Here is a 25,225-nt window from a genome sequence, read left to right as displayed (position 1 = left end):
TTCATGAGAGAAGCTGTCATTGTTGCGGGAGCAAGAACACCAATTGGAAAAGCAAAGAGGGGTTCATTAAAAACAGTTCGTCCTGACGATCTAGGGGCGTTAGTAGTAAAAGAAACGTTAAAGCGTGCGAATTATGAAGGACCAATTGATGATTTAATTTTCGGTTGTGCGATGCCAGAAGCAGAGCAAGGTTTAAATATGGCTCGTAATATCGGCGGGCTAGCAGGACTTTCTTACGATGTTCCAGCTATTACAATTAACCGTTACTGTTCTTCAGGTTTACAAAGTATCGCTTACGGAGCAGAGCGCATTATGCTTGGTCACTCTGAAGCTGTATTATCAGGCGGAGCGGAATCAATGAGTTTAGTTCCAATGATGGGGCACGTTGTTCGTCCGAACAGTCGCCTTGTAGAAGCTGCTCCAGAATATTATATGGGTATGGGACATACAGCAGAGCAAGTTGCTGTGAAATATGGAATTTCTCGTGAAGAACAAGATGCATTTGCAGTAAGAAGTCATCAACGTGCTGCGAAAGCATTAGCTGCAGGGAACTTTGCGGATGAAACAGTATCTGTAGATGTGACGTTACGCTCGGTTGGATCAAACAACAAACTGCAAGAAGAAACAATCATTTTCGCACAAGACGAAGGTGTAAGAGCAGAGACGACGCTAGACATTTTAGGTAAATTACGTCCAGCATTTAACGTTCGCGGTTCTGTAACGGCTGGTAACTCTTCACAAATGAGTGACGGTGCAGCATCTGTACTATTAATGGATCGTGAAAAAGCAGTGAGCGATGGCATGAAGCCACTTGCAAAATTCCGTTCATTCGCAGTAGCTGGAGTACCACCAGAAGTAATGGGAATCGGCCCAATTGCTGCAATTCCGAAAGCGTTAAAATTAGCTGGTTTAGAGCTATCTGATATCGGTCTATTTGAACTAAATGAAGCATTTGCTTCTCAATCTATCCAAGTTATTCGTGAACTTGGTTTAGATGAAGAAAAAGTAAACGTAAACGGCGGTGCAATCGCACTTGGACATCCACTTGGCTGTACAGGAGCAAAACTAACACTATCTCTTATTCACGAAATGAAACGTCGCAACCAACAATTCGGTATCGTAACAATGTGTATCGGTGGCGGAATGGGAGCAGCGGGAGTATTTGAATTACTATAAAAAAAGTGTAAGCGGCTCGCTCAGAATGTGAGGGGGATGGAGCTTCAGACGTAGAGGCGCTTTTTGCCTCGTAGGAAGAAGCGAAGCCACCGAACATTCTAGCCGCTGGAACTGGATTATATAAAAAGTGCAGGTGGCTTGCTCAGAACAGGAGGGCGTTGGAAGCCCTGACGAAGAGGCGCTTTTTGCCTCACAGGAAGGGATGAAACGACCGACTGTTTTAGCCACCGGAACTGGATTATAAAAAAAGCGCAGGCGGCTCGCTCAGAACAAGAGGGCGCTAAAGCAAAGAATGGAAGCAACAAAGGTTTATAAAAAAAATGAGAGCCAGCTTCTTTCAAAATGAGAAAAGCGGCTTATGAAAATATGAAGGAGGAAATTTTCATGGAAAAAACAGTAGGAAATGCGGTTAAAGGCGGTAGCTTTTTAGTAGAGGAGATTACGATTGATCAAGTATTTACGCCAGAAGATTTTTCATCTGAGCATAAAATGATTGCAAAAACGACAGAGGACTTTATCGTAAATGAAGTTCTTCCGGAGCTTGAATATTTAGAACAACACGAGTTTGATCGTTCTGTGCGTCTTTTAAAAGAAGCTGGTGAACTTGGTTTACTAGGCGCTGACGTACCAGAAGAGTACGGCGGAATTGGTCTTGATAAAGTAAGCTCAGCGTTAATCGCAGAGAAATTCTCGCGCGCTGGTGGTTTTGCAATCACTCACGGTGCTCACGTTGGTATCGGATCGTTACCAATCGTATTATTTGGTAACGAAGAGCAAAAGAAAAAATATTTACCATTACTTGCAACTGGTGAAAAATTAGCGGCATACGCATTAACTGAGCCAGGTTCAGGATCTGACGCATTAGGTGCAAAAACAACTGCACGTTTAAATGCAGAAGGTACGCATTACGTATTAAATGGTGAAAAACAATGGATTACAAACTCTGCATTTGCTGACGTATTTATCGTATACGCAAAAATAGACGGTGAGCACTTCTCAGCATTTATCGTAGAGAAAGACTATGCTGGTGTATCTACAAGCCCTGAAGAGAAGAAAATGGGTATTAAATGTTCTTCAACTCGTACGTTAATTTTAGAAGATGCGTTAGTACCGAAAGAAAACCTACTTGGTGAAATCGGTAAAGGCCATATTATCGCGTTCAACATTTTAAATATCGGTCGTTATAAATTAGGTGTTGGTACAGTTGGATCTGCGAAACGTGCAGTAGAAATTTCAGCACAATATGCAAATCAACGTCAACAATTCAAACAACCAATCGCTCGCTTCCCATTAATTCAAGAGAAACTTGCGAATATGGCAGCGAAAACATATGCAGCTGAAAGCTCTGTATATCGTACAGTAGGTTTATTCGAAAGTCGCATGAGCACATTATCTGAAGAAGAAGTAAAAGACGGTAAAGCAGTAGCAGCTTCTATCGCTGAATATGCAATCGAGTGCTCTTTAAATAAAGTATTCGGTTCTGAAGTGTTAGATTATACAGTAGATGAAGGTGTTCAAATTCACGGTGGTTACGGATTTATGGCAGAGTACGAGATTGAAAGAATGTACCGCGATTCTCGTATTAACCGTATTTTCGAAGGAACGAACGAAATTAACCGCCTAATCGTACCAGGTACGTTCTTACGTAAAGCGATGAAAGGTGAATTACCATTACTACAAAAAGCACAAAAATTACAAGAAGAGTTAATGATGATGATGCCAGAAGAAGTAGGCGATGAGCCATTAGCACTTCAAAAATATTTAGTAAAGAACGCGAAGAAAATCGGTTTAATGGTAGCTGGATTAGCAGCTCAAAAATACGGTAAAGCATTAGATAAAGAGCAAGAAATTCTTGTGAATATCGCTGACATCGTAAGCAATCTTTACGCAATGGAATCAGCTCTTCTTCGTACAGAAAAAGCAATTAAAACAACTGGTCTTGAAAAGAATAAACAAAAAGTGTTATACACTGAAGTATTCTGCCAAGAAGCATTCAACGAAATCGAAGCAGATGCGAAAGAAACACTTATCGCAGTTGAAAATGGCGACATGCTGCGCATGATGTTATCATCATTACGTAAATTAACTCGCCACACACCACTTAACGTAATTCCGAAGAAGCGTGAAATTGCTGCGAAAATTTTAGAAGATGAGCGTTATACAGTTTAATAGATGAAAGAGAACCAGTGGCCTGTTGGCTGCTGGTTTTTTATTTTTATTGATGTTAAAAATAGTTTACATGATGTTAAAAATAAATTACAATTAGAATATAGAAAATAATGTAAAATGAGGAGAGGTTATGAAACAGAGTGGAACGTTACAAAATAATCTCGTTGTACTCCGAGCAGAAAAACGCTGGTCACAAACGGATTTAGCGAACCAAGCTGGGGTAAGTAGACAAACAATCGCTTCAATTGAAGCGAATCGTTACAATCCATCTTTAATTTTAGCTTTTGAAATTGCAAGTATTTTAGGTAAGGAATTTCATGAAGTTTTTCAATATAAGATAGAGGGGGAAACGGAATGAGTATTGTAGTAGGGATAATAATCTCAGTAGCAGGACTAATAGGTGTTTTATATTCAACACGTTTTCAGAAGAATGAGGGGGAAGACGAAAGAGGCGAGCATATTACGGGGAATGCAGCTAAAATTTCGTTATTTGTATTTTTACTTCTATATTTAGTTATCTTTTTAATTGGAAATCTATATTCATTGACAGGCGAACAATATAAACTAGCGAATTCATTTTTGTTAGCAGGGGTACTTTGTTCTTATGCTTTAACTATTGTAGTTTTGAAAAGAAAATATTAACTGGAAAAGGGCTGTTTTACATATGTATTTGTAAACGGCTCTTTTTTATGGAGGTACAGGAGATGAGCGTAATAAAAGCAGGAACAGTTCATCAAATAGCATTTTTCCCGCATCTATTTCCAATCAACTGTTATTTTGTTGAGGAGGAGGCTGGATTAACTTTAATTGATGCTGCTTTATCATTTTGTGGAAAGAAGATTTTAGAATCGGCCCAAAAAATTGGTAAACCGATTACGAATATTATTATTACTCATGCTCATGATGACCACATAGGAGCGCTTGATGTTATAAAGAAAGAATTGCCGGATGTTCCGGTTTATATTTCTAAAAGAGATGCTCATTTACTTGAAGGAGATATGGCACTGCAAAAGGGAGAACGAAACACACCGATAAAAGTGGGTGTGTCCAAAAAGATAAAGACGATTCCAGATATTCTTCTTCAAGAAGGAGGTAGAATTGGTTCTCTTTTAGCGATTGAGACTCCAGGTCATACACCAGGTTCAATGGCGTTTTTAGATACGAGGAATGATGCGCTAGTTGTTGGAGATGCGTTTCAAACGAGGGGAGGAGTGGCCGTAGCAGGACAAATAAAGTGGTTATTTCCGTTCCCTGTGTTTGGTACTTGGGATGCAGAAACGGCGTTAATAAGCGCTCAGAAATTACTGGAATATAGGCCGACTATATTGGCGACAGGGCATGGGAAGATGATTAAGGATCCGTTAGTGCAAATGCAACGGGCGATTGAAGAAGCGGAAAGGAATTTAACAAGAAAGAGTCTCAAATAATTTTGAGGCTCTTTTTGCTAGATGATATTATTTTGCTGGTTTTAAAAATGTGTATATGGCTAAGGAAAAACAAAGGAAAATAAATGCGATAGGATCTTGATATGGATTAGGTTCAGAGCCCTTCTGGATTTCTGTAAGGAAGTCATGTGTTTTCATGTTCATTTCTCCTTTAATTAATAAGTTTTATATGATGCGAGGGTTATGGTGGATAGATAAGGAATTTTTGGAATTTCATCTAATAATTATTCTATAGTAATCTAATTCCTAAATCTATAGAATGCAAAGTTTTCGTGATATGTAAAATTGCATATTATTCTTGTTTTGGTTTTTGTTATGTTGTTTATATGTATATTAAGAACTAAAGATTATTATGAATTAAAACAAGTGGAGGAATAGTATGAGTAAAACAGTATTAGAGGCTTATAGCGTAGAAGAGAGGATAGACAATTTAACATATAAAAATTTATTAGTAATGATAGCAAGTATTTTGGGGTTCCTATTAATGGGGGGATTATTCCTTGCTTTAGCTCTTGGAATTTTTGGAGAAGAGGTATTACGTGCTAATTTAGAGGGATATTATTTACTTCTATTTGATGCGGCTGTGGTTGCTATTGTTTTATTTGCTTATAAACCAGTGCTTCATTTTATTAAGAACATTTGGGATGTATCTGTTTTAAAAAGTGGGAAAACCTACTTGTATTTATTACTAGGTTTTATCGTCATTGCATTAGCTCAGTATGTAATGTTAGAGCTGTTTAGCTTTGAAAGTGCAGGGCAGCAACGAGATCAATTAGGGGGAGAGACACTTCAAAATAGTGTGATACAAAGCATTATATATGTGTTAAGTGTGGCTATAATTACACCAGTTAAAGAAGAGGTTTTATATAGAGGGATTTTGTATCGATTTCTTGAAAAGAAATATAGTTTTCTAGTTGGTATCATTATTTCTTCCTTCATTTTTGGGATTTTTCATGGTGGTTTTCCAATTACGGCAACGATTATGGGGATTGTATTTGCTATGTTATATAAGAAGACACAGTCTATTGTACCTAGTATCATTTTACATATTGCATGGAACTTACTTGTGAGTATAAGTATGATTGTCTCTTTATAAAATTGAACGAATATTTAGCATAAAAGATGGATGGCTTAGCTATGCATCTTTTATTTTGTTTATAGGTAGGAAAAGTTAATTCATGCATACAATCCAAAAAGAACCAAATACTAATGACGAATGAACAAAGAAAGGTAGGAGTATCCTATGCAAAATTTAACAGAGCTTGAAGTAGAAAATTTACGTCATTTAATTGGTGGTCATGCGACGATTATTAACAAATTGGACCAGTATGCACAGGCTTGTACAGATCCACAGCTAAAGCAAATGCTACAAAAGGATGCGCAAGATGCGCGAAATACGAAACAGCAATTAATGACTTTTTTAGGATAGGAGGAAGAGAGAAATGAATGAAAAAGATATGGTAAACGATTATTTAGCAGGGTTAAACTCAAGTTTAACAAGTTATGCAAATTATATTTCTCAGTCTGATAACGAACAGTTACATCAAACGTTAATTCAAATTCGTAATCAAGATGAGATGCGTCAACGTAATATGTATGAATATGCAAAGCAAAAAAGTTATTACAAGCCGGCAGCACCTGCTAATCCAATGATTGTGCAGCAATTGAAAAGTCAATTAAGTGCGGAATAGTGTGATGAATGAAACGAGCGAATGGATTCGCTCGTTTTTTTGTTTGGTATATGTCAATAAATACATAATAAATATTTTTTCAGTTGTAACAAATATGACGAAAATTAAATATAACAATTCACAAAAAGGACAAAAGCTTTGCTCAATATTTCACAAAGTATCCATGGTTTCTATCGTGAGAACCTCTATAATTAGGGGTGTAAAGAACGAAAGAAATAGACTACATGATCAATTAGGAGAGATTGCTATGAATAGAAACACAAGAAAAATTGCAATTATCGGTACTGGATTAGTTGGATCAAGCTGTGCGTATTCCATTGTAAACCAAGGGATTTGCGAAGAGCTATTGTTAATTGATATAAATCATGAACGTGCAGTTGGAGAAGCGATGGATTTATCGCACTGCATTAACTTTACAAATACAAGAACAAAAGTATATGCCGGAAGCTATGAAGACTGCAAAGATATGGACATTGTTATTACAGCAGGACCAGCGCCGAAGCCTGGACAAAGTCGTTTAGACACTTTAGGAGCCAGCGCTAAGATTATGGAGGGTGTTGTTGGCGGCGTAATGGAAAGTGGATTTGATGGCATTTTCTTACTCGCATCGAACCCAGTTGACATTATTACATATCAAGTGTGGAAGCTATCTGGATTACCTAGAAATCGTGTGATTGGTACAGGTACATCACTAGATTCTTCTCGCTTAAGAACAATTTTATCTGAAATGTTACATGTAGATCCTCGTAGTATTCATGGGTATTCATTAGGAGAACATGGTGATTCTCAAATGGTTGCTTGGTCTCACGTAACTGTTGGTGGAAAATCAATTCTGCAAATTTTAGAGGAACAAAAAGAACGCTTAGGTGAAATAGATTTAGATGAAATTGTTGAGAAGACTGCAAAAGCTGGATGGGAAATTTATAAGCGTAAAGGAACTACTTATTACGGAATCGGAAATTCTTTAGCTTATATTGCGCGCTCAATTTTCAATGATGATCACCGTGTTATCGCTGTTTCAGCTATTTTAGATGGTGAATATGGCGAATACGATATTTGTACAGGAGTACCAGCAATTATTACTAGAGACGGTGTAAGAGAAGTTGTAGAACTAAACTTATCAGAAGATGAAGAAAGTCGCTTTGCAAAATCAAACGATGTTTTACGCGATTATATGAAAACAATTGGTTACTAAATTATAGGAGAAGGTGAAACAAATGAAGGAATATATAATGTCTCGTGTGTTTAAAGCTTCTGCCGGAATCGCACAGGGTATTTTCGTATCCCTTGGAATTGGTTTACTGATCGAAAATATAGGAAGAATTGTTGATATACCATTACTTATTACAATCGGAGTCGTTGCAAAATCACTTATGGCACCAGCAATTGGAGCCGGGATTGCCTTTATGCTCGGTGCAAACGGACTCGTAATTTTCTCAGCGATGGTAGCTGGAGCAATTGGAGCTGGTTCCATTTCAATTACTGAAGCTGGTCTCATCATTAAAACAGGTGAACCAATCGGTGCATTATTAACAGCGACTTTAGCAGTTTATATTGGTAAACGATTAAGTGGAAAAACTGCTTTAGATATGATGCTCGTTCCATTTGCAGCAATATTAGGTTCTGGTTTAGTCGGTATTTGGTTAGCTCAAAATATTAGCCCAGTTTTAAATACAGTTGGAGCATTCATTAAAGATAGTTCAGCTGGTAGCCCGTTTATCGCTTCTATCGTGATTGCTGTAGTTTGGGGATTGTTACTTATCTCTCCAGCTTCATCAGCTGCGTTAGCGATAGCGCTTAGCTTAGATGGTGTTGCAGGCGGTGCAGCACTTGCAGGATGTGTTGCTCAATTTATCGGATTCTCTGTTATTTCAGCGAAAGAAAATAACTTAGGTGGCATATTAGCCCAGGCACTTTGTACTCCAAAAGTGCAGTTACCGAACATTACTAAAAATCCAATGATTCTCGTCCCAACTGTCGTCGCCAGTGCAATAGTTGGCCCAGTATCGGCACTAATTTTCCAACTGGAAGCAGGAAAAGAAATTGCAGGTCTTGGATTAAGCTCTCTTATCGCACCAATTAATTTAATTTCCAGCCAAGGGTGGGAAGTTGTCCCAGCGATGGTAATCACTTATATCATCATTCCAGTAGCTGTTTCTTATATACTGTACATTGCTCTTAAAAAAGCAGGTCGTATTCATTCTGGTGATATGACTGTACCGCAATCTTAATTTGAAAATCTCCTTAATAATAGATAAAAGCAGACTGAGAAGACACAGTCTGCTTTTTTACATTTTATGATTTTGTTTTACTGGAACACGTACGGTTTCTTTTGCTAATAACAACTGAACGCCGAAGTAAAGTACGCTTGCAAGCGTCATTCCAGAAATGGCGTCTACAAATGCATGCTGCTTCGTAAATAATGTTGATAAAATAATAAGCGTACCGAAGAAAGTAAGGATGTAATATTCCAAAGTATGCTGTTCTCTACGCTTAAAGGCAGCTAACATAATTACAAATGTCGTAAGGACATGAATGCTTGGGAAGCAGTTTACTGGATGATCAATACTATAAATATAGCGGACTAGTTCGGAAAATACATCTGTTCCAACGACGGTTGGGCGTGGTACAGTTGTCTGCCAAAAAAAATAAATCGAAAAACAAGCAAGTTTTCCAAGAATTACACTACTTAAAGTGACATAATATTGCTTTCGATCAGCAAAACAGTAATAAATAAGTGCACCGTATAAGTATGGAAACCAAAGTAAGTAAGGAATAATAAATGCTTTCACAAATGGAATCCAATCATCTACTACAGTTGTGACATCTACTGCGTGAACAGTAGATTTATTTAATACATCGTAAAGGGGACTTACGAGTACGAGTAGAAGTATATAACTTAACGGAAGAAGAGATGAAAGTTTAAATTTCTTCATGATAATCTCCTATGTTTTAGTAATGTAAATAAATTCAATTGATTATAATATAGAAAATCCAATTGGGCTATCGATTTTACTTACATTTTCTTGAATTCACCTTACATTTTTGTCACTTGACTTAAAAGAGGGGGAGGGTGCTATATGAAGCGTTCACTGTATTTCTTAGTTTTTATATTGTTATGCCTAGTGAGTACTGGGTGTGCAAAGGATAAAGAAGGAGAAAATTTAGAATATAACGGGAGAGCACTCGTCATTGGAGTTGTTGGTGAAAAGCCGAAAGATACATTTAGAAATATAAAGTTTGAAAAAGTGAAGTTAGAGGAATTGGAAAAGAAAGCTAAGGAAGTGGATGGTTTTCTAATAATGAAAGATCACTTTCAAGAAGCCTCAACAGAGCAGTATAAAGATGTATTTTCATCGCTAAAGAAACCAGTATTTTTTATTGGTTTACAAGATAAATCATATTCAACTTTTATTACAAAAGGGATAGAGTATAACAGTGCACGAAAAGATGTAAATGCTATGTACGCGCAAGGTTTTGCAAATATTGGAAGTGGCGAAGGGCAACAATGGGGAGTAGGTTTATTGAATGGTGGAAATACAGAAGAAAGTATTCATAATATGTATATAGTAGTATTTCAAACCATTTCGGACTATTTAAGTCGATGATGAAGGAGCCTGTAAAAGGACTTCTTATTTTTTAAATAAAGTGAAACTTTAATCAGTGGGGGGTGTCCATCCCCCACTGATTATTAGCCCGCACCAATCGGGCTTTTACGGGCAGTTATCTCCCACCTAACTTCCTCGCATTTGCCGAATTTCGAGGTGGGAGTCTTACTGCCCGCAAATAGCGGGATAAACGTTTGTTTAAGATATATGTTCGGTATAGAAAATCATGTATTCCAAAGGTGATATAGAAAAACATGAAATTAATCAAACGTTTGTTTAAGAGGTATGTTCGGTATGGAAGAATTCATGTATTCCAAAGGTTGGGGTAGAAAAACATGAAATTAATCAAACGTTTGTTTAAGGTATATGTTCGGTATAAAAGAATCTACGTATTCCGAAGGTTGAGGTAGAAAAATATGAAATTAATCAAACGTTTGTTTAAGATATATGTTCGGCGTGGGATGAGAAAAAATTTTTAAAAAATTATATATTTATTTTTTCTTAATAAATGGCGGAAAAATAAGAAAAATTAGCAGGATTATTAAAAATTATCACGAAATAAGTAAAAGTTTAGCGAATAATCGTTTGAAATAATAAAATGTTTTCTATATGATAAAGGTAAAGGTTAGTAAAAAAGTAGGTGAATTTATGACAGTAACATTTTATTCATATCCAAAATGTGGCACATGTCAAAAAGCAAAGAAATGGTTTGAGGCAAACGATGTAGCATATGAGATGATTCATATTGTTGAAAATCCACCGTCAAAAGAAGATTTACGTAATTTACATGAGAAAAGTGAATTACCATTAAAAAAATTCTTTAATACAAGTGGAATGCGTTACCGCGAACTTGGTTTAAAAGATAAGTTAAAGGATGCAAGCGAAGACGAAATGTATGAGCTTTTAGCATCTGATGGCATGTTGATTAAACGTCCAATTGTAACAGATGGAACGAGTGTAACACTTGGTTTTAACGAAGAGCAGTTTGAAAGTGTGTGGAAAAAGTACCAATAAGGTATTTTTACATAATTAATACATTCACTGGAGGTACAGTCATGAGCATTCCAAATAATTTACGTTACTCTGAAGAACACGAATGGGTAAAAACAGAAGGTAATGCGGTTGTTATCGGTATTACTCATTTTGCGCAAGGTGAGTTAGGCGATATCGTATTCGTTGAACTTCCTGAAGTAGGTGCAACAATCCAAGCTGACGAGCCATTCGGAAGCGTAGAATCTGTTAAAACAGTTTCTGAATTATACGCACCTGTAAGTGGTAAAGTTGTAGCAGTAAACGAAGAATTAAGTGACCAACCAGAACTAGTTAACGAATCTCCATACGAGGGTGCATGGATGGTTAAAGTTGAACTTTCTGATGCAAGCCAAGTTGAGAAGTTATTAACTGCAGAAAAATATGCAGAAATGACAAACCAAGACTAATTATAGTCGAAGAAAAAGGACAGCCTTTGTGCTGTCCTTTTTTATGTTGTGTACATAATGAATTTAAAAACATATATATTAATTATTATGTAGGAGAACGTTTTTGAAAAACTTTTTTCATGTAGGCTTCATGCTGAGCAAGCCGCTTGAGCTTTTCGTTATGATCCAGCTCCAGCGGCTAGAACAGTCGGTCATTTCACTCCTTCACTTGAGGCAAAGAGCGCCTCTAGTTCAGGAGTTCCAATGCCCTCCTGTTCTGAACGAGCCGCTTGCGCTTTTCTTTTGCAAAAATAAACAGGAAACAACATGAAAATAACGAATATACTATATACTAAGTTAAAGGTTGTATAGTATATGGTGATCGGGTGATGACATATGATTTATGTGGAAAAAGTCATTATTGTAGAAGGTAAATCGGATAGAAGAAAGATTGAATCTATTATTCGTGAACCAGTGGAAATTGTTTGTACAAATGGTACAATTGGTTTGTCGAAAATGGATGAGCTCATTGATCAATTTTTTGATAAGGACGTATATGTGCTAGTGGATGCTGATGATGCAGGAGAAAAGTTAAGGAAACAATTCCGAAAAGAATTTCCGCAAGCAGAGCATATTTATATTGATCGCTCGTATCGCGAGGTGGCGACTGCACCTTCTTCACATTTAGCAAATGTATTATGGGGAGCAGACATTGACGTTTATACAGAATATTTACGGTAAGGAATGATAGAAGTGATTGATTGGACAGGTGCCGAAGCTACAGCCCTAATAGGAAATGAAGAAAAAACAGTGTTATATGTGTATACACCAATGTGTGGAACATGCCAATTGGCAAAGAAGATGTTAACGGTCGTTGAGATGACGATTGAAGATTTGAAAATTGGAATGTTAGATTTAAATTATGCCCCGCATTTAGCGAAAGAGTATGGGATAGAAAGTGTACCGTGTTTACTTATTTTTGAAAATGGGACACTGATGAAGAAAATATATGCATTTCATTCGGTTGAATATTTATATACGGAATTAAAGTAGGCGGCAAAGTTTTTGCCGCCTCGACATATTTCTTGGGAAATATGTCGACATGCGTGATAGATACAGTATTTGTCGAGCGAAAATAACAGGATTGCCCTTTAATAAGAGGGAATGGTATGTAATAGAAAGTGATATGAGGGATGTGGTTTAGGATGAAATTATATTCTTTGCTTCAATCATTTGTAAATTACGCTAATGGTCAATATCATTTAGAACCGCTTTTAAGGCAAGGAGAAAGAACTGTTAATTTTCGTTTTGGAGATGAATGCTGTTCGTTACAAATTTCAAGAGATTATATAGAACTTTTGAAAGAGGCGAGAGGAACGGAACAAATCGTTTGTTTAGAGGAAGAGGATGTACAAAAGTTAGTGACTGGAAATATGAGGTTGCAAAAGTTAATGAGTGATGGACGGGTACAATATTCTGGAACGTATCGAACGATGTTATTAGTTGAATCGATGTTTCATATATGTAAACCGATGTCAGTCGGAGCTTAAAATTCTGAAGTTTCTTTTTTTACGAAAATTTCTGTTGACAGAGCGTGTGGATATTGATACAATTCAATTCATAAAATATAGACAATTTCATAAATTTTAAATCAGACGAAAATTTAATCTGATTTCTCTTATTAAGAGAGGTGGAGGGACTGTGCCCTGTGAAGCCCGGCAACCGTCAACTTATGTTGAAATGGTGCCAATTCCTGCAAAGCAAATGCTTTGAGAGATGAGAGAGAGGGATAATGTTGTTATATACGCATATAAACCTTTCTGCTTCTCTAGAAGCGGAAAGGTTTTTTGTTGTTTGAATGCGGAGGACATTCAAATAATAAGAGGAGCTATAACGATGGACTACACGCATGAAAAATAAAAAAATGCGGAGTCTATCCAAACAAAAAAGGGGTGAACATCATGATCTTATTAGAAAATGTAAAGAAAATATATAAGGCAAAAAGCGGTGATGTCACTGCTGTAGATAACGCCAACTTAAAAGTAGATAAGGGTGAAATATTTGGTGTTATTGGATATAGTGGCGCTGGGAAAAGTTCGTTAATCAGATTGTTTAATCAGTTAGAGAAACCAACTTCTGGCCAAATTACAATTGCGAATCGTGTGATTTCAGCGATTACTGGAAATGAACTTCGTAAGGCAAGACAAGAAATCGGAATGATTTTTCAGCATTTCAACTTACTTTGGTCACGAACTGTGCGTGAAAATATCGCATTCCCACTTGAAATTGCAGGTGTCGATAAGGCGGAGAGAAGAAAACGTGTCGATGAGTTAATTCATCTTGTTGGATTAGAAGGAAGAGGAGACGCGTACCCATCTCAGCTAAGTGGTGGACAAAAGCAGCGCGTCGGGATTGCAAGAGCGTTAGCAAATAATCCACAAGTACTTTTATGTGATGAAGCAACGTCAGCTCTTGATCCGGAAACGACAGATCAAATTTTAGATTTATTGTTAGATATTAATAAGCGTCTCGGCTTAACAATTGTATTGATTACGCATGAGATGCACGTTATTCGCAAAATTTGTAATCGAGTTGCTGTAATGGAAAAAGGGAAGATCGTAGAAACGGGTCCAGTACTTGACGTATTCCGTAATCCACAGCAAGACATTACAAAACGATTTGTACAGCAGTTAACTGATTCTGAAGATACAAATGAAACGATTGAAAGTTTAATAGAAAAGTATCCAGATGGAAAAGTAATTCGTTTGCAGTTTGTCGGTGAAGCGGTAGAAAGACCGGTACTTCAAAGGTTAATGCAGCGCGGTGATATAGAAGTTAGCATTTTGCAAGGAAATATCGCGCAAACGAATAACGGATCTTACGGAAGTTTAGTCGTTCATTTAAATGGTGAAGAAACAGCGATCCAGCAAGCAATAGAAGGGATTCATCAAGATCAAGTAGAGCTGGAGGTGATTGCACATGGATAAGTTAATCGCAAATATTGATTGGAATCAAATGTTAGAAGCAACTGGTGAAACGTTATATATGATGGCAATCGCAGCACTTGCTACATTTGTTTTAGGACTTATTTTAGGACTATTACTCTTTATGACAGCGAAAGATAATTTATGGGAAAATAAAGCGATTAATACGGTGATTGGAGCGTTCGTAAACATTTTCCGTTCTATACCGTTCATCATTTTAATTATTTTATTAATCCCGTTCACAAAGATTCTTCTTGGAACAATACTCGGAGCGAGTGCAGCGCTGCCAGCTTTAATTATTGGAGCGGCACCATTTTACGCGAGAATGGTTGAAATCGCGCTTCGTGAGATTGATAAAGGTGTAATTGAAGCTTCAAAAGCGATGGGAGCAAAAACAAGCACAATTATTTTGAAGGTGTTAATTCCAGAATCGTTACCAGCGTTAGTATCTGGTATTACGGTTACGACTATTGCTTTAGTAGGCTATACAGCAATGGCAGGTGTTGTTGGTGCTGGTGGTCTTGGAACACTTGCTTACTTAGAGGGATTCCAGCGTGGAAATAACGATGTAACAATCGTTGCGACAATTTGTGTATTACTCGTTGTATTTTTAATTCAGTGGATTGGTGATAGTTTAACGACTCGAATAGATAAAAGATAATGAAAACAGGGGGATATTTCAAATGAAAAAATTATTACTTACAGCACTTATTTCAACTTCAATTTTTGGGTTAGCTGCTTGTGGCGGGAAAGATAAAGATGAAAAGAAACTTGTTGTTGGTGCTTCTAACGTACCGCACGCTGAAATTTTAGAAAAGGCAAAACCGTTACTTGAGAAAAAAGGAATTGAGCTAGAAATTAAAAAATTCCAAGACTACGTATTACCAAATAAATCGTTAGCGGATAAGGAATTAGATGCAAACTACTTCCAGCACATTCCGTATTTAGAAAAAGAGATTAAAGATAAGAAATATGATTTTGAAATAGCAGGAAAAATTCATTTAGAACCGATTGGTGTGTATTCTCAAAAATATAAGAGCTTAAAAGAACTTCCAAACGGGGCGACAATTATTATGAGTAATTCTGTTACTGATCATGGTCGTGGTTTAGCAATTTTACAAAAAGAAGGCATTTTAAAAATTAAAGACGGAGTAGAGCCAGTTAAAGCAACTCCAAAAGATATTGCGGATAATCCGAAAAACTTAAAGTTCAAAACAGATATCGAGCCTGGTTTATTGCCACAAGTGTATAACAATAAAGAAGGCGATGCGGTTCTAATTAATTCTAACTATGCAATTGATGCGAAATTAAACCCAGAAAAAGACGCGATTGCAATTGAAGGAAATGATTCTCCATACGCAAACGTAGTAGCTGTTCGTAAAGGCGATAAAGATAAAAAAGAGATTAAAGCTCTTATAGAAGTACTGCATTCTAAAGAAATTGAAGACTTAATTACTAAAGAATATAAAGGGGCAGTTGTTCCTGTAAAAGAATAATTGTGGAAAAAGGGCTGGTGTATGCCGGTCCTTTTTTTACTACATAACTATAGGGGAGAAGGGGACATCATATGAAAAAGATTCTATTGTCAGTTGTTACAGCACTGTCTGTATTTACATTAGCTGCTTGCGGGGGGAAAGATGAGAATAAGCTTGTCGTTGGCGCTTCTAATATACCGCACGCTGTTATTTTAGAAAAGGCACAGCCAATATTAGAGAAAAAGGGCATTAAGTTAGAGATAAAAAAATTCCAGGATTATGTTTTACCAAATAAGGCATTAGCTGATAAAGAAATCGATGCAAATTATTTTCAACATATCCCTTATTTAGATAAAGAGATTCAAGAAAAAGGATACAAAATTGTAAATGCAGGAAAAATTCATTTAGAGCCAATGGGCATTTATTCTAAGAAATATAAAAGCTTAAAAGAACTTCCAGATGGCGGAACAGTTATTATGAGTAATAACGTAGCGGAGCGTGGCCGTATGCTCGCATTGTTACAAAAAGGCGGCGTTATTAAATTAAAAGACGGTGTAGATGTTGTTAAAGCAACAGTAAAAGATGTTGTAGAAAATCCGAAAAATTTAAAGTTTAAAACAGATGTAGAACCTGGACTTTCACCGAAGCTGTACGAAAACAATGAAGGTGATGCTTTATTTATTAATTCAAACTACGCAATTGATGCGAAATTAAATCCAACAAAGGATGCAATTGCAATTGAAGGATCAGACTCTCCTTATGCAAATATTATCGCAGTTCGTAAAGGTGACGAGAAGAAAAAAGAAATTAAAGAGTTAGTAGACGTATTGCATTCAAAAGAAATTCAAGACTTTATCAATAAAGAATATAAAGGTGCTGTACTTCCAGTAAATGAATAGGTGCTGGGAAGGACTGGGAATCATCCAGTCCTTTTTTCTTTATATATATAAGAAGAAAGGTGTATCATAAGAGGATGTAAAGGAAATACTTATATACATTTTTGAAAAAATTGTTACATTTTCTTAGTGTTTGCGATATCATTTTATTTGATATAAGATTAGAATGAGAATAAAATGAGAATATGAACGTTTTAGTAATTTTTAAAATGTATATAGAGGATTAATGGAGGTATTGAGATGGCTGGTTCTACATTAACGGTTAAAGACTTACACGTATCAATCGATGGCAAAGAAATTTTAAAAGGTGTAAACCTTGAAGTAAAAGGTGGAGAAATCCACGCAATTATGGGACCTAACGGAACAGGTAAATCAACTTTATCTTCTGCGATTATGGGTCACCCAAAGTATGAAGTAACAGAAGGTAGCATTATCATCGACGGTGAAGATGTATTAGAAATGGAAGTAGATGAGCGTGCGCTAGCAGGTCTATTCTTAGCAATGCAATATCCAAGTGAAATTAGCGGAGTAACAAACGCGGACTTCTTACGTTCTGCAATTAATGCACGTCGTGAAGAAGGCGATGAAATTTCTCTTATGAAATTTATCCGTACTTTAGATAAAAACATGGAATTCCTAGAAATGGATCCAGAAATGGCACAACGTTACTTAAACGAAGGTTTCTCTGGTGGAGAGAAAAAACGTAACGAAATTCTTCAATTAATGATGATTGAGCCAAAAATCGCAATCTTAGATGAAATCGACTCAGGTCTTGATATCGATGCATTAAAAGTTGTATCTAAAGGTATTAACCAAATGCGCGGCGAAGAGTTCGGCTGCCTAATGATTACGCATTACCAACGTTTATTAAACTACATCACTCCAGACTTCGTTCACGTTATGATGAACGGTCGTATCGTTAAATCTGGTGGCCCTGAGCTTGCACAACGTCTAGAAGCTGAAGGTTACGACTGGATTAAAAAAGAATTAGGTATTGAAGACGAAACAGCAGAGCAAGAAGCGTAAGAGAGGAGCATAAACATGACAATCGGTACATTACCTTTCGATCAAGAAACAATCCGTCAGCGCGCAAGCGAAGTAAACGAAGCTGCTTGGTTGACTGAGTTCCGCTTACAAGCTCTTGCACAAGCAACTGAACTTCCAATGCCAACGCCTGATAAAACGAAAATTGAAAAATGGGACTTTATCGGAAAAGGCGACGCTGCTAAGCAAGAGCCTGTAAGTTCTTTAACAGAGCTTCCAGAAGCAGTGAAAAACTTAATCGATGAAAATAACAGCGTATTAGTACAACGTACTGGTACAACTGCTTTCGTTTCTTTAGCAGACGAAGCAAAAGAAAAAGGTGTTATTTTTACAGACATCGTAACAGCTGCAACAGAGCATGCTGAATTAGTACAAAAGTACTTAATGAAAGACGGCGTGAAAGTAGACGAGCATCGTCTAACTGCACTTCATGCTGCATTAATCAACGGCGGTGCATTCGTATATGTTCCGAAAAACGTTGTTCTTGAAACTCCACTTCAAGCTGTATTCTTAGTAGACGGCGAAGAAGCTAACGTATATAACCACGTATTATTCGTAGCTGATGCGAACAGTACTGTAACATATGTAGAAAACTACGTTGCAAATGAAAATGCTAAAGGTATTGCAAATATCGTAGCAGAAGTAATCGTGGAACAAGGCGCACAAGTGAAATTCGGTGCGGTTGATCTATTAGCAAAAGACGTAACAACTTACGTTAACCGCCGCGGAATTGTTGGACGCGACGGCCGCATTGATTGGGCTCTAGGCCTTATGAATGACGGAAATACAATCTCAGAGAACGTTACGAACTTAATGGGCGACGGATCATATGCTGATACAAAAACAGTAACAATTGGTCGTGGTAACCAAACACAAAACTTTACAACTAAAGTTGTTCACTTCGGTAAACACTCTGAAGGTTGGATTTTAAAACACGGTGTACAAAAAGATAGTGCAACATCTATCTTTAACGGAATTGGTAAGATTGAACACGGTGCATCTAAATCAAATGCACAACAATCTTCTCGCGTTCTTATGTTAGATGAGAAAGCTCGCGGTGATGCAAACCCAATTCTTTTAATCGACGAAGATGATGTAATGGCAGGTCACGCAGCTTCAGTAGGCCGCGTAGATCCATACCAATTATACTACTTGATGAGCCGTGGGATTCCAAAACGCGAAGCAGAACGTTTAGTCATCCATGGATTCTTAGCACCTGTAGTAAATGAGCTTCCAATTGAAGGAGTAAAGGCACAGCTTGTTGAGGTAATTGAAAGGAAAGTTCGCTAATGAATATTCATGAAATACGCAAACAGTTTCCAATTCTTGATCAAAAAGTGAACGGCAAACAACTTGTTTATTTCGATAGTGCAGCAACTTCTCAAAAACCAATTCAAGTCATTGAAACGTTAGAACGTTATTATAAAGAATATAATTCTAACGTGCATCGCGGTGTTCATACGCTCGGTACGAAAGCTACCGATGCGTATGAAGGTGCACGTGAGAAAGTTCGCAAGTTTATTAATGCGAAATCAATGGAAGAGATTATTTTCACGCGCGGAACGACAACTGCATTAAATACAGTAGCAGCTAGCTATGGTCTTGATAATGTAAAAGAAGGCGATGAAATCGTCATCTCTTACATGGAGCACCATAGTAACATCATTCCGTGGCAACAAGTTGCGAAGAAAACTGGTGCAACTTTAAAATACCTTCCGCTTCAACTAGACGGTACAATTTCTTTAGAAGATGTTCGTCAAACAGTTACACCGAATACAAAAATCGTTTCTATCATGCACGTTTCTAACGTACTTGGAACGATTAACCCTGTAAAAGAAATCGGAGCAATCGCACATGAAAACGGTGCAATCATGATCGTTGATGGAGCACAAAGTGCACCTCATATGAAAGTGGATGTACAAGATTTAAACTGTGATTTCTACGCATTATCTGCTCATAAGATGTGCGGACCAACAGGTGTCGGCGTATTATATGGTAAGAAAGAATTGCTAAACAATATGGAACCAATTGAATTTGGTGGTGAAATGATTGATTTCGTAGACTTACAAGAGTCTACTTGGAAAGAGCTTCCGTGGAAGTTCGAAGCAGGTACACCGATTATCGGTAATGCAATCGGACTTGGTGCGGCAATTGATTTCCTAGAAGAAATCGGTCTTCATAATATTGAAAAGCATGAACATGAATTAGCGCAATACGCTTTAGAGAGACTATCAGAAGTAGATGGCGTTACAATTTATGGTCCAAAGCATCGCGCTGGTCTAGTTACATTTAATATTGAAGACGTACATCCTCACGATGTAGCAACTGTATTAGATGTAGAAGGCATTGCGGTTCGCGCAGGACATCACTGTGCACAACCGCTTATGAAGTGGCTAAAAGCTTCTTCTACAGCACGTGCGAGCTTCTATTTATATAATACAAAAGAAGAAATTGATACATTTGTTGAATCACTAATCAAGACAAAGGAGTATTTCACAAATGTCATTTAATAATTTAGATACGTTATATCGTCAAGTTATTATGGATCATTATAAAAATCCTCGTAACCATGGCGTGTTAGAAGATAGTGTTACCGTTAACTTGAACAATCCAACTTGCGGCGATCGTATTCAACTTACGATGAAAGTAGAAGAGGGTATTGTACAAGAAGCGAAGTTTGAAGGCGAAGGATGTTCAATTTCAATGTCTTCAGCTTCAATGATGACACAAGCAGTAAAAGGAAAGAAAATTGAAGAGGCCCTTAAGCTTTCTAAAATTTTCTCTGACATGATGCTAGGAAAAGAGTATGATGACAGCATTGATTTAGGAGATATTGAAGCATTACAAGGCGTATGCAAGTTCCCGGCACGTATTAAATGTGCAACATTAGCGTGGAAAGCGTTAGAAAAGGGCTTAAACGAAGATAAGTAATGTTAAAGGTTCCTAAAAACGAGGTTATATAAGGAGGGACACACCAACATGGCGAAGCAACTGCCAGATATCGGCGATTATAAATATGGTTTCAAGGATAAAGACGTTTCGATTTTCCGTGCTGGACGCGGTTTAACAAAAGAAATCGTTGAAGAGATTTCACGTATGAAAGAAGAACCACAGTGGATGTTAGACTTCCGTTTAAAATCACTGGATAAGTTCTATGAAATGCCAATGCCACAATGGGGCGGCGACTTAAACGACTTAGATTTCGATGAAATTACGTACTACGTAAAACCATCTGAGAAATCTGAGAAGTCTTGGGATGAAGTACCTGAGGAAATTAAAGCGACATTTGATAAATTAGGTATTCCTGAAGCTGAGCAAAAATATTTAGCTGGTGTATCTGCACAGTACGAATCTGAAGTTGTATACCACAACATGAAAGAAGACCTAGAAAATCTAGGAGTCGTCTTCAAAGATACAGATAGCGCATTAAAAGAGAACGAAGATATTTTCCGTGAGCATTTCGGAAAAGTAATCCCACCAACAGACAACAAATTCTCTGCATTAAACTCTGCAGTTTGGTCTGGTGGATCATTCATCTACGTTCCAAAAGGTATTAAAGTTGATACACCACTTCAAGCGTATTTCCGTATTAACTCTGAAAATATGGGACAATTCGAGCGTACGCTTATCATCGTAGACGAAGGCGCACACGTACACTACGTAGAAGGTTGTACAGCACCTGTTTACACGACTAACTCACTTCATAGTGCGGTAGTAGAAATCATCATTAAGAAAGATGCATATTGCCGTTATACAACAATCCAAAACTGGGCGAACAACGTATACAACCTAGTTACAAAACGTGCGGTTTGTGAAGAAAACGCAACGATGGAATGGATTGACGGTAACATCGGATCTAAATTAACGATGAAATACCCAGCAGTTATCTTAAAAGGCGAAGGCGCTCGTGGTTTAACATTATCTATCGCGATTGCTGGTAAAGGCCAACACCAAGATGCTGGTGCGAAAATGATTCACTTAGCACCAAACACGTCTTCAACAATCGTTTCTAAATCGATTGCGAAGCATGGTGGTAAAGTAACTTACCGTGGTATCGTACAATTCGGACCAAAAGCGAAAAACTCTCGCTCTAACATCGAGTGTGACACGTTAATCATGGATAACCAATCTACATCTGATACAATTCCTTACAACGAAATCAAAAACGATTACGTTTCACTTGAGCACGAAGCGAAAGTATCTAAAGTATCAGAAGAACAATTATTCTACCTAATGAGCCGCGGTATTTCTGAGCAAGAAGCTACAGAAATGATCGTAATGGGCTTCATCGAGCCATTCACTCGCGAACTTCCAATGGAATACGCAGTTGAAATGAACCGTCTAATCAAGTTTGAGATGGAAGGTTCTATTGGTTAATATTTAAAAGTGAAAGCGCCCTGCTGTGCAGGGCGCTTTTTTATGTTCTATAAGCTGAGATGGGTATATACCCCGAACCTAAATCGTATCCACCTTATCCACAGATTTAATACGCTCCCAAATATGTTTCATCCCAACGAAAGAACCATATCCAATTAAAGCACCTAGCATATTCAGTATGATGTCATCGATATCGAAAATACCACTAAAAGTAAGGAGTTGTAACGATTCGATTAATAAAATAAACTTAATAAAAATTTTGGATGCCATTTTTACATTGTTTATTTGTTTAAATAATAAAGGTAGAAGGAATCCGAATGGGATGAATATGATGACGTTTCCTAATGTATTCATAAGTACGATGTCTATATTATAAGGATCTAGTAGATGTGTTAGATCGAATCCATTTAAATAGCGGATTGTACTTTTGAGCGGAACTAAGTTTATTAATCCGCCGTGTATAAAGTGCCAGTCGCCTGTTTCAAAGAAGTACTTCAGACTATCAAAGTAAACGGCTGGCCTTCCGAGCAACAGTTTAAATAATAAAACAAAAGAATACGGTAAAAATAATCCCCAGCCAATCCACTGTACATATTTTTGCGTGGAAGATTGCATCGCTTTTTCAATTTCAGTTCCTAAAGTAGAGGCTTCTCCAAAATTTTGGATGGCTAATGTAGTAGCTTCTTCTTCTGATTTTCCTTGATTGAGAAATTCTTGCTTTAAGCTTGTAAGATGATCATAAATTTCAAAGTATAGTTCGTCTCTATCAGATTGCGATAGGCTTGTTTTTTGAACGATACTCTTTATGTATTCTTCAATCGTCATTAATTTAAAGCTCCTTTCTGACAAGTTTTAATAAGAGTTGTAACTGAATCCCATGCTGTTAGTTTTTCTTCTAAAATTTTCTTCCCGCTCGTAGTAATGCGATAAAATTTTCGTTTCATACCAGTTTCAGATTCACCCCAGTATGAATTGATGAAATCCTTTTGTTCCAAGCGTTTGAGTGCTGGGTAGAGTGTACCTTGGCTCATCGTGTATAAATCATTGCTGTTTTCTTTTAGCTTTTGAATAATTTCATATCCGTACGTATCGTGCTGTTTAATGATGGAGAGAAGTAAAATATCAATACTTCCTTTTAATATCTCTTTATCCATTTTATGGTTCACCACCTTATGATGAGATTGTAACACGACATATGTCGTATTACAAGGTATATGTGTAGGGTAATACTCCATCTAGTAGGCAGCAAAAAGCTCTTCGCCAATCCGTCCAACAAACTTCCTGACAAATAGGTCCCCAACACCGACTACAAAAAGAATCCCCCTCAAACTAATCAACAGACTAGAAAAAGTAAAATAAAGTTTTCCATATTAAAAGGGCAATCTTTGGCTTTTTCTTATAATGCGAGTACAATGTAGAATAGCAAGAAAAGACGAAAAGTATTTACAGGATTATTGCGTACGTATAGCGTAAATGGCAGTAAGGAACTGAGAGGAGGTTTTTTCTCTGAATATAAATAAAGAAACAATCATCCACCTTTATCATACAAACGATATACATAGTCATTTTGAAAATTGGCCACAAATTTCTCGGTTTGTACAAGGGGAGAAAAGGCGAAGACAGGAAGCGGGAGAGACTGTTTTAACTGTGGATATTGGCGATCATGTGGATCGTTTTCATAGTATTTCGGAAGCGACAAATGGACTTGGGAATACAAAATTATTAAATGAGGCGTTATATGATTATGTAACGATCGGAAATAATGAAGGAATTACATTGGCGAAAGAGCATTTGAATCGTCTATATGATGATGCTGGGTTTGAGGTGCTCGTAGCGAATTTATTTGAAAAAGAAGGTGTACGTCCAGCGTGGGCGCAGCCTTATAAATTACATACAACGACAGATGGGATTACGATTGCCTTTATTGGATTAACGGTAGCTTATCCAGAGTTTTATCATATGTTAGATTGGCATATTGAAGATCCAATCATCCATTTAGAGTCTATTTTAGAAGAAGTTAAGGATACAGCTCATATTACTGTTGTGCTTTCTCATCTTGGAAAAAGTATGGATGAGTATATGGCGGAGCATTATGATATAGATGTTATTTTAGGGGCACATACGCATCATTTATTTGAGCGCGGTGTTCTTGTGGATAATACTTTGCTTTGCTGTTGTGAAAAGTGGGGACATTACGTTGGTCACGTTCAGCTTACTGTGGATAAAGAGACGAAGAGACTGTTGAAAAAAGACGGTAGAGCGATTAAGACAGAACGGTTAGGTGCTTATAGCGAGCCGTTATCCACAATTGAAATGCTAAAGGAAGAAAGTAAACAGATAATGGCTGAGCCTGTCGTTCATTTAAAAGAATCATTGCCGGTTGATTGGTTTAAGGAGACGACGTTTTCTCATATGTTGGCAAGTGCACTTAAAGAGTGGTGTAATGCGGATGTTGGGATGGTGAATGCTGGTGTACTTCTTGAGGGATTAAATGAAGGTGTTGTGACGCGCGGAGATATTCACAGAATTTGTCCACATCCAATTAATCCATGTTTATTAAAAGTGCCAGGAAAAACGTTACGAGAAGTTATTTTGAAAGCGCGTCGTCCGAATATGGAGAACCTTGAGGTGAAAGGATTCGGATTTCGTGGAAAAGTAATGGGGAAAATGATTTACGATGGTTTGGAAGTGATTCCAGATACGATTCCAGGGAATAAAATTTTACTAGAAGATGTATTGATTAACGGCGAATCGCTGGAATTAGACCGGATATATACGGTAGGAACGATTGATATGTTTACATTCGGATACTTATACCCAGAGCTATCCACACTTTCTGACAAACAATATTATATGCCGGAATTGCTTAGAGATGTACTAACAGACATGTTGATAACTTATACATCTTCAGTCAAACTATAGGCTAGTTAACTTGTAACACT

At 37.2% G+C, this 25,225-nt stretch carries 30 protein-coding genes and 1 riboswitch; of the genes, 26 read left to right on the top strand and 4 right to left on the bottom strand.

Features of this window, described 5'->3' with window-relative positions; all coding sequences use genetic code 11:
- The first annotated feature begins 3 nt into the window (after positions 1-3).
- The 5 genes from MHH59_RS25060 (at position 4) to MHH59_RS25040 (ending at position 4,772) form a co-directional block, all read left to right on the top strand.
- A complete protein-coding gene (locus tag MHH59_RS25060) occupies positions 4-1,176 on the top strand; it encodes an acetyl-CoA C-acetyltransferase (protein ID WP_001206332.1) in 1,173 nt (390 codons plus the stop codon).
- A 384-nt stretch (positions 1,177-1,560) separates the two neighbouring features.
- A complete protein-coding gene (locus MHH59_RS25055; RefSeq protein ID WP_002089410.1) occupies positions 1,561-3,345 on the top strand; it encodes an acyl-CoA dehydrogenase family protein in 1,785 nt (594 codons plus the stop codon).
- A 130-nt stretch (positions 3,346-3,475) separates the two neighbouring features.
- A complete protein-coding gene (locus tag MHH59_RS25050) occupies positions 3,476-3,703 on the top strand; it encodes a helix-turn-helix transcriptional regulator (protein WP_002184716.1) in 228 nt (75 codons plus the stop codon).
- Entirely contained in the window at positions 3,700-3,987 is a 288-nt protein-coding gene (locus MHH59_RS25045) for a DUF2178 domain-containing protein (protein WP_016127712.1), read from the top strand. Before MHH59_RS25050 ends, MHH59_RS25045 begins: the two co-directional genes overlap by 4 nt.
- Positions 3,988-4,049: 62 nt before the next feature.
- On the top strand, positions 4,050-4,772 hold the full coding sequence (locus MHH59_RS25040) for an MBL fold metallo-hydrolase (protein WP_016127713.1): 723 nt from the start codon (positions 4,050-4,052) through the stop codon (positions 4,770-4,772).
- A 27-nt stretch (positions 4,773-4,799) separates the two neighbouring features.
- Here the strand turns inward: MHH59_RS25040 and MHH59_RS25035 are convergent, their stop codons facing one another.
- A complete protein-coding gene (locus tag MHH59_RS25035) occupies positions 4,800-4,928 on the bottom strand; it encodes a hypothetical protein (RefSeq protein WP_002112689.1) in 129 nt (42 codons plus the stop codon).
- Between the two features lie 241 nt (positions 4,929-5,169).
- On the opposite strand from MHH59_RS25035, the gene MHH59_RS25030 reads away from it, so the two are divergent.
- From MHH59_RS25030 to MHH59_RS25010, 5 genes are all read left to right on the top strand, one after another.
- Entirely contained in the window at positions 5,170-5,886 is a 717-nt protein-coding gene (locus MHH59_RS25030; protein WP_002184721.1) for a CPBP family intramembrane glutamic endopeptidase, read from the top strand.
- A 147-nt stretch (positions 5,887-6,033) separates the two neighbouring features.
- A complete protein-coding gene (locus tag MHH59_RS25025) occupies positions 6,034-6,219 on the top strand; it encodes a hypothetical protein (RefSeq protein ID WP_001180550.1) in 186 nt (61 codons plus the stop codon).
- A 13-nt stretch (positions 6,220-6,232) separates the two neighbouring features.
- Entirely contained in the window at positions 6,233-6,481 is a 249-nt protein-coding gene (locus MHH59_RS25020; protein ID WP_002015950.1) for a spore coat protein, read from the top strand.
- A 247-nt stretch (positions 6,482-6,728) separates the two neighbouring features.
- A complete protein-coding gene (locus MHH59_RS25015; RefSeq protein ID WP_445290620.1) occupies positions 6,729-7,676 on the top strand; it encodes an L-lactate dehydrogenase in 948 nt (315 codons plus the stop codon).
- A gap of 22 nt (positions 7,677-7,698) precedes the next feature.
- Positions 7,699-8,712, top strand: a complete 1,014-nt coding sequence (locus MHH59_RS25010; RefSeq protein WP_002089394.1) for a PTS transporter subunit IIC — start codon at positions 7,699-7,701, stop codon at positions 8,710-8,712.
- A gap of 57 nt (positions 8,713-8,769) precedes the next feature.
- On the opposite strand, the gene MHH59_RS25005 is transcribed toward MHH59_RS25010, so the two are convergent.
- A complete protein-coding gene (locus tag MHH59_RS25005; protein WP_002089392.1) occupies positions 8,770-9,417 on the bottom strand; it encodes a phosphatase PAP2 family protein in 648 nt (215 codons plus the stop codon).
- A 144-nt stretch (positions 9,418-9,561) separates the two neighbouring features.
- Here MHH59_RS25005 and MHH59_RS25000 point away from each other — a divergent pair, with 144 nt between their 5' ends.
- The 15 genes from MHH59_RS25000 (at position 9,562) to sufB (ending at position 22,283) form a co-directional block, all read left to right on the top strand.
- Positions 9,562-10,089: a hypothetical protein gene (locus MHH59_RS25000; protein ID WP_078177965.1), complete on the top strand. Its 528-nt coding sequence runs from the start codon at positions 9,562-9,564 to the stop codon at positions 10,087-10,089.
- Between the two features lie 648 nt (positions 10,090-10,737).
- The gene (locus MHH59_RS24995; RefSeq protein WP_002129756.1) at positions 10,738-11,103 is read left to right on the top strand and encodes an arsenate reductase family protein; all 366 of its coding nucleotides are present in this window, start codon (positions 10,738-10,740) and stop codon (positions 11,101-11,103) included.
- A gap of 41 nt (positions 11,104-11,144) precedes the next feature.
- Positions 11,145-11,528: a glycine cleavage system protein GcvH gene (gcvH, locus tag MHH59_RS24990; protein WP_000026895.1), complete on the top strand. Its 384-nt coding sequence runs from the start codon at positions 11,145-11,147 to the stop codon at positions 11,526-11,528.
- A gap of 375 nt (positions 11,529-11,903) precedes the next feature.
- Complete coding sequence (locus tag MHH59_RS24985) at positions 11,904-12,248, top strand: toprim domain-containing protein (RefSeq protein WP_000640865.1); 345 nt, start codon at positions 11,904-11,906, stop codon at positions 12,246-12,248.
- 3 nt (positions 12,249-12,251) lie between these two features.
- Positions 12,252-12,560: a thioredoxin family protein gene (locus tag MHH59_RS24980; RefSeq protein WP_002015940.1), complete on the top strand. Its 309-nt coding sequence runs from the start codon at positions 12,252-12,254 to the stop codon at positions 12,558-12,560.
- A gap of 152 nt (positions 12,561-12,712) precedes the next feature.
- The gene (locus MHH59_RS24975) at positions 12,713-13,057 is read left to right on the top strand and encodes a hypothetical protein (protein ID WP_002015939.1); all 345 of its coding nucleotides are present in this window, start codon (positions 12,713-12,715) and stop codon (positions 13,055-13,057) included.
- Positions 13,058-13,182: 125 nt separating this feature from the next.
- Positions 13,183-13,290: riboswitch (SAM riboswitch) on the top strand.
- Between the two features lie 178 nt (positions 13,291-13,468).
- The gene (locus MHH59_RS24970; RefSeq protein WP_002015938.1) at positions 13,469-14,494 is read left to right on the top strand and encodes a methionine ABC transporter ATP-binding protein; all 1,026 of its coding nucleotides are present in this window, start codon (positions 13,469-13,471) and stop codon (positions 14,492-14,494) included.
- The gene (locus MHH59_RS24965) at positions 14,487-15,152 is read left to right on the top strand and encodes a methionine ABC transporter permease (protein WP_340852633.1); all 666 of its coding nucleotides are present in this window, start codon (positions 14,487-14,489) and stop codon (positions 15,150-15,152) included. The genes MHH59_RS24970 and MHH59_RS24965 overlap by 8 nt, the downstream gene beginning before the upstream one ends.
- A gap of 22 nt (positions 15,153-15,174) precedes the next feature.
- The gene (gene metQ, locus MHH59_RS24960; protein WP_340852630.1) at positions 15,175-15,987 is read left to right on the top strand and encodes a methionine ABC transporter substrate-binding lipoprotein MetQ; all 813 of its coding nucleotides are present in this window, start codon (positions 15,175-15,177) and stop codon (positions 15,985-15,987) included.
- Between the two features lie 71 nt (positions 15,988-16,058).
- The gene (gene metQ / locus MHH59_RS24955) at positions 16,059-16,865 is read left to right on the top strand and encodes a methionine ABC transporter substrate-binding lipoprotein MetQ (protein WP_002034573.1); all 807 of its coding nucleotides are present in this window, start codon (positions 16,059-16,061) and stop codon (positions 16,863-16,865) included.
- A 237-nt stretch (positions 16,866-17,102) separates the two neighbouring features.
- The gene (sufC, locus tag MHH59_RS24950; RefSeq protein ID WP_002034576.1) at positions 17,103-17,888 is read left to right on the top strand and encodes a Fe-S cluster assembly ATPase SufC; all 786 of its coding nucleotides are present in this window, start codon (positions 17,103-17,105) and stop codon (positions 17,886-17,888) included.
- 15 nt (positions 17,889-17,903) lie between these two features.
- Positions 17,904-19,196 (top strand): Fe-S cluster assembly protein SufD, encoded by a 1,293-nt coding sequence (sufD, locus tag MHH59_RS24945; RefSeq protein WP_002129751.1) that lies wholly within the window; start codon positions 17,904-17,906, stop codon positions 19,194-19,196.
- Complete coding sequence (gene sufS / locus MHH59_RS24940) at positions 19,196-20,416, top strand: cysteine desulfurase SufS (RefSeq protein WP_002015930.1); 1,221 nt, start codon at positions 19,196-19,198, stop codon at positions 20,414-20,416. Before sufD ends, sufS begins: the two co-directional genes overlap by 1 nt.
- Positions 20,406-20,837, top strand: a complete 432-nt coding sequence (gene sufU / locus MHH59_RS24935; protein WP_002089369.1) for a Fe-S cluster assembly sulfur transfer protein SufU — start codon at positions 20,406-20,408, stop codon at positions 20,835-20,837. The genes sufS and sufU overlap by 11 nt, the downstream gene beginning before the upstream one ends.
- 48 nt (positions 20,838-20,885) lie before the next feature.
- Complete coding sequence (gene sufB, locus MHH59_RS24930; RefSeq protein ID WP_050001064.1) at positions 20,886-22,283, top strand: Fe-S cluster assembly protein SufB; 1,398 nt, start codon at positions 20,886-20,888, stop codon at positions 22,281-22,283.
- Positions 22,284-22,361: 78 nt separating this feature from the next.
- Here the strand turns inward: sufB and MHH59_RS24925 are convergent, their stop codons facing one another.
- The gene (locus tag MHH59_RS24925; RefSeq protein WP_078422099.1) at positions 22,362-23,108 is read right to left on the bottom strand and encodes a VanZ family protein; all 747 of its coding nucleotides are present in this window, start codon (positions 23,106-23,108) and stop codon (positions 22,362-22,364) included.
- Positions 23,108-23,437 carry a PadR family transcriptional regulator gene (locus MHH59_RS24920; protein WP_078177962.1) on the bottom strand — a complete coding sequence of 110 codons (330 nt, stop codon included), beginning with the start codon at positions 23,435-23,437 and terminating at the stop codon, positions 23,108-23,110. The genes MHH59_RS24925 and MHH59_RS24920 overlap by 1 nt, the downstream gene beginning before the upstream one ends.
- A gap of 352 nt (positions 23,438-23,789) precedes the next feature.
- Between MHH59_RS24920 and MHH59_RS24915 the strand changes: the two genes are divergently transcribed.
- Positions 23,790-25,205 carry a bifunctional metallophosphatase/5'-nucleotidase gene (locus MHH59_RS24915; RefSeq protein ID WP_206764595.1) on the top strand — a complete coding sequence of 472 codons (1,416 nt, stop codon included), beginning with the start codon at positions 23,790-23,792 and terminating at the stop codon, positions 25,203-25,205.
- Positions 25,206-25,225: the final 20 nt, after the last annotated feature.

It is taken from the genome of Bacillus sp. FSL E2-0195, assembly GCF_038003645.1.
GTDB classification, from domain to species: domain Bacteria; phylum Bacillota; class Bacilli; order Bacillales; family Bacillaceae_G; genus Bacillus_A; species Bacillus_A mycoides.
This window is presented reverse-complemented; position numbering and strand designations above follow the sequence as displayed.

What these genes read in the sequence shown, in the direction of transcription:
- MHH59_RS24995 (WP_002129756.1), top strand. Translation starts at nt 10,738, where the DNA reads ATGACAGTAACATTTTATTCATATCCAAAATGTGGCACATGTCAAAAA.
- MHH59_RS24970 (WP_002015938.1), top strand. Translation starts at nt 13,469, where the DNA reads ATGATCTTATTAGAAAATGTAAAGAAAATATATAAGGCAAAAAGCGGT.
- MHH59_RS25020 (WP_002015950.1), top strand. Translation starts at nt 6,233, where the DNA reads ATGAATGAAAAAGATATGGTAAACGATTATTTAGCAGGGTTAAACTCA.
- MHH59_RS25015 (WP_445290620.1), top strand. Translation starts at nt 6,729, where the DNA reads ATGAATAGAAACACAAGAAAAATTGCAATTATCGGTACTGGATTAGTT.
- metQ (WP_002034573.1), top strand. Translation starts at nt 16,059, where the DNA reads ATGAAAAAGATTCTATTGTCAGTTGTTACAGCACTGTCTGTATTTACA.
- MHH59_RS24965 (WP_340852633.1), top strand. Translation starts at nt 14,487, where the DNA reads ATGGATAAGTTAATCGCAAATATTGATTGGAATCAAATGTTAGAAGCA.
- sufB (WP_050001064.1), top strand. Translation starts at nt 20,886, where the DNA reads ATGGCGAAGCAACTGCCAGATATCGGCGATTATAAATATGGTTTCAAG.
- MHH59_RS24980 (WP_002015940.1), top strand. Translation starts at nt 12,252, where the DNA reads ATGATAGAAGTGATTGATTGGACAGGTGCCGAAGCTACAGCCCTAATA.
- MHH59_RS25025 (WP_001180550.1), top strand. Translation starts at nt 6,034, where the DNA reads ATGCAAAATTTAACAGAGCTTGAAGTAGAAAATTTACGTCATTTAATT.
- metQ (WP_340852630.1), top strand. Translation starts at nt 15,175, where the DNA reads ATGAAAAAATTATTACTTACAGCACTTATTTCAACTTCAATTTTTGGG.
- MHH59_RS25005 (WP_002089392.1), bottom strand. Translation starts at nt 9,417, where the DNA reads ATGAAGAAATTTAAACTTTCATCTCTTCTTCCGTTAAGTTATATACTT.
- MHH59_RS24925 (WP_078422099.1), bottom strand. Translation starts at nt 23,108, where the DNA reads ATGACGATTGAAGAATACATAAAGAGTATCGTTCAAAAAACAAGCCTA.
- MHH59_RS25035 (WP_002112689.1), bottom strand. Translation starts at nt 4,928, where the DNA reads ATGAAAACACATGACTTCCTTACAGAAATCCAGAAGGGCTCTGAACCT.
- MHH59_RS25060 (WP_001206332.1), top strand. Translation starts at nt 4, where the DNA reads ATGAGAGAAGCTGTCATTGTTGCGGGAGCAAGAACACCAATTGGAAAA.
- MHH59_RS25040 (WP_016127713.1), top strand. Translation starts at nt 4,050, where the DNA reads ATGAGCGTAATAAAAGCAGGAACAGTTCATCAAATAGCATTTTTCCCG.
- MHH59_RS24920 (WP_078177962.1), bottom strand. Translation starts at nt 23,437, where the DNA reads ATGGATAAAGAGATATTAAAAGGAAGTATTGATATTTTACTTCTCTCC.
- sufU (WP_002089369.1), top strand. Translation starts at nt 20,406, where the DNA reads ATGTCATTTAATAATTTAGATACGTTATATCGTCAAGTTATTATGGAT.
- MHH59_RS25055 (WP_002089410.1), top strand. Translation starts at nt 1,561, where the DNA reads ATGGAAAAAACAGTAGGAAATGCGGTTAAAGGCGGTAGCTTTTTAGTA.
- sufC (WP_002034576.1), top strand. Translation starts at nt 17,103, where the DNA reads ATGGCTGGTTCTACATTAACGGTTAAAGACTTACACGTATCAATCGAT.
- MHH59_RS24975 (WP_002015939.1), top strand. Translation starts at nt 12,713, where the DNA reads ATGAAATTATATTCTTTGCTTCAATCATTTGTAAATTACGCTAATGGT.
- MHH59_RS25030 (WP_002184721.1), top strand. Translation starts at nt 5,170, where the DNA reads ATGAGTAAAACAGTATTAGAGGCTTATAGCGTAGAAGAGAGGATAGAC.
- MHH59_RS25045 (WP_016127712.1), top strand. Translation starts at nt 3,700, where the DNA reads ATGAGTATTGTAGTAGGGATAATAATCTCAGTAGCAGGACTAATAGGT.
- MHH59_RS25000 (WP_078177965.1), top strand. Translation starts at nt 9,562, where the DNA reads ATGAAGCGTTCACTGTATTTCTTAGTTTTTATATTGTTATGCCTAGTG.
- MHH59_RS25010 (WP_002089394.1), top strand. Translation starts at nt 7,699, where the DNA reads ATGAAGGAATATATAATGTCTCGTGTGTTTAAAGCTTCTGCCGGAATC.
- sufS (WP_002015930.1), top strand. Translation starts at nt 19,196, where the DNA reads ATGAATATTCATGAAATACGCAAACAGTTTCCAATTCTTGATCAAAAA.
- sufD (WP_002129751.1), top strand. Translation starts at nt 17,904, where the DNA reads ATGACAATCGGTACATTACCTTTCGATCAAGAAACAATCCGTCAGCGC.
- MHH59_RS25050 (WP_002184716.1), top strand. Translation starts at nt 3,476, where the DNA reads ATGAAACAGAGTGGAACGTTACAAAATAATCTCGTTGTACTCCGAGCA.
- MHH59_RS24985 (WP_000640865.1), top strand. Translation starts at nt 11,904, where the DNA reads ATGATTTATGTGGAAAAAGTCATTATTGTAGAAGGTAAATCGGATAGA.
- gcvH (WP_000026895.1), top strand. Translation starts at nt 11,145, where the DNA reads ATGAGCATTCCAAATAATTTACGTTACTCTGAAGAACACGAATGGGTA.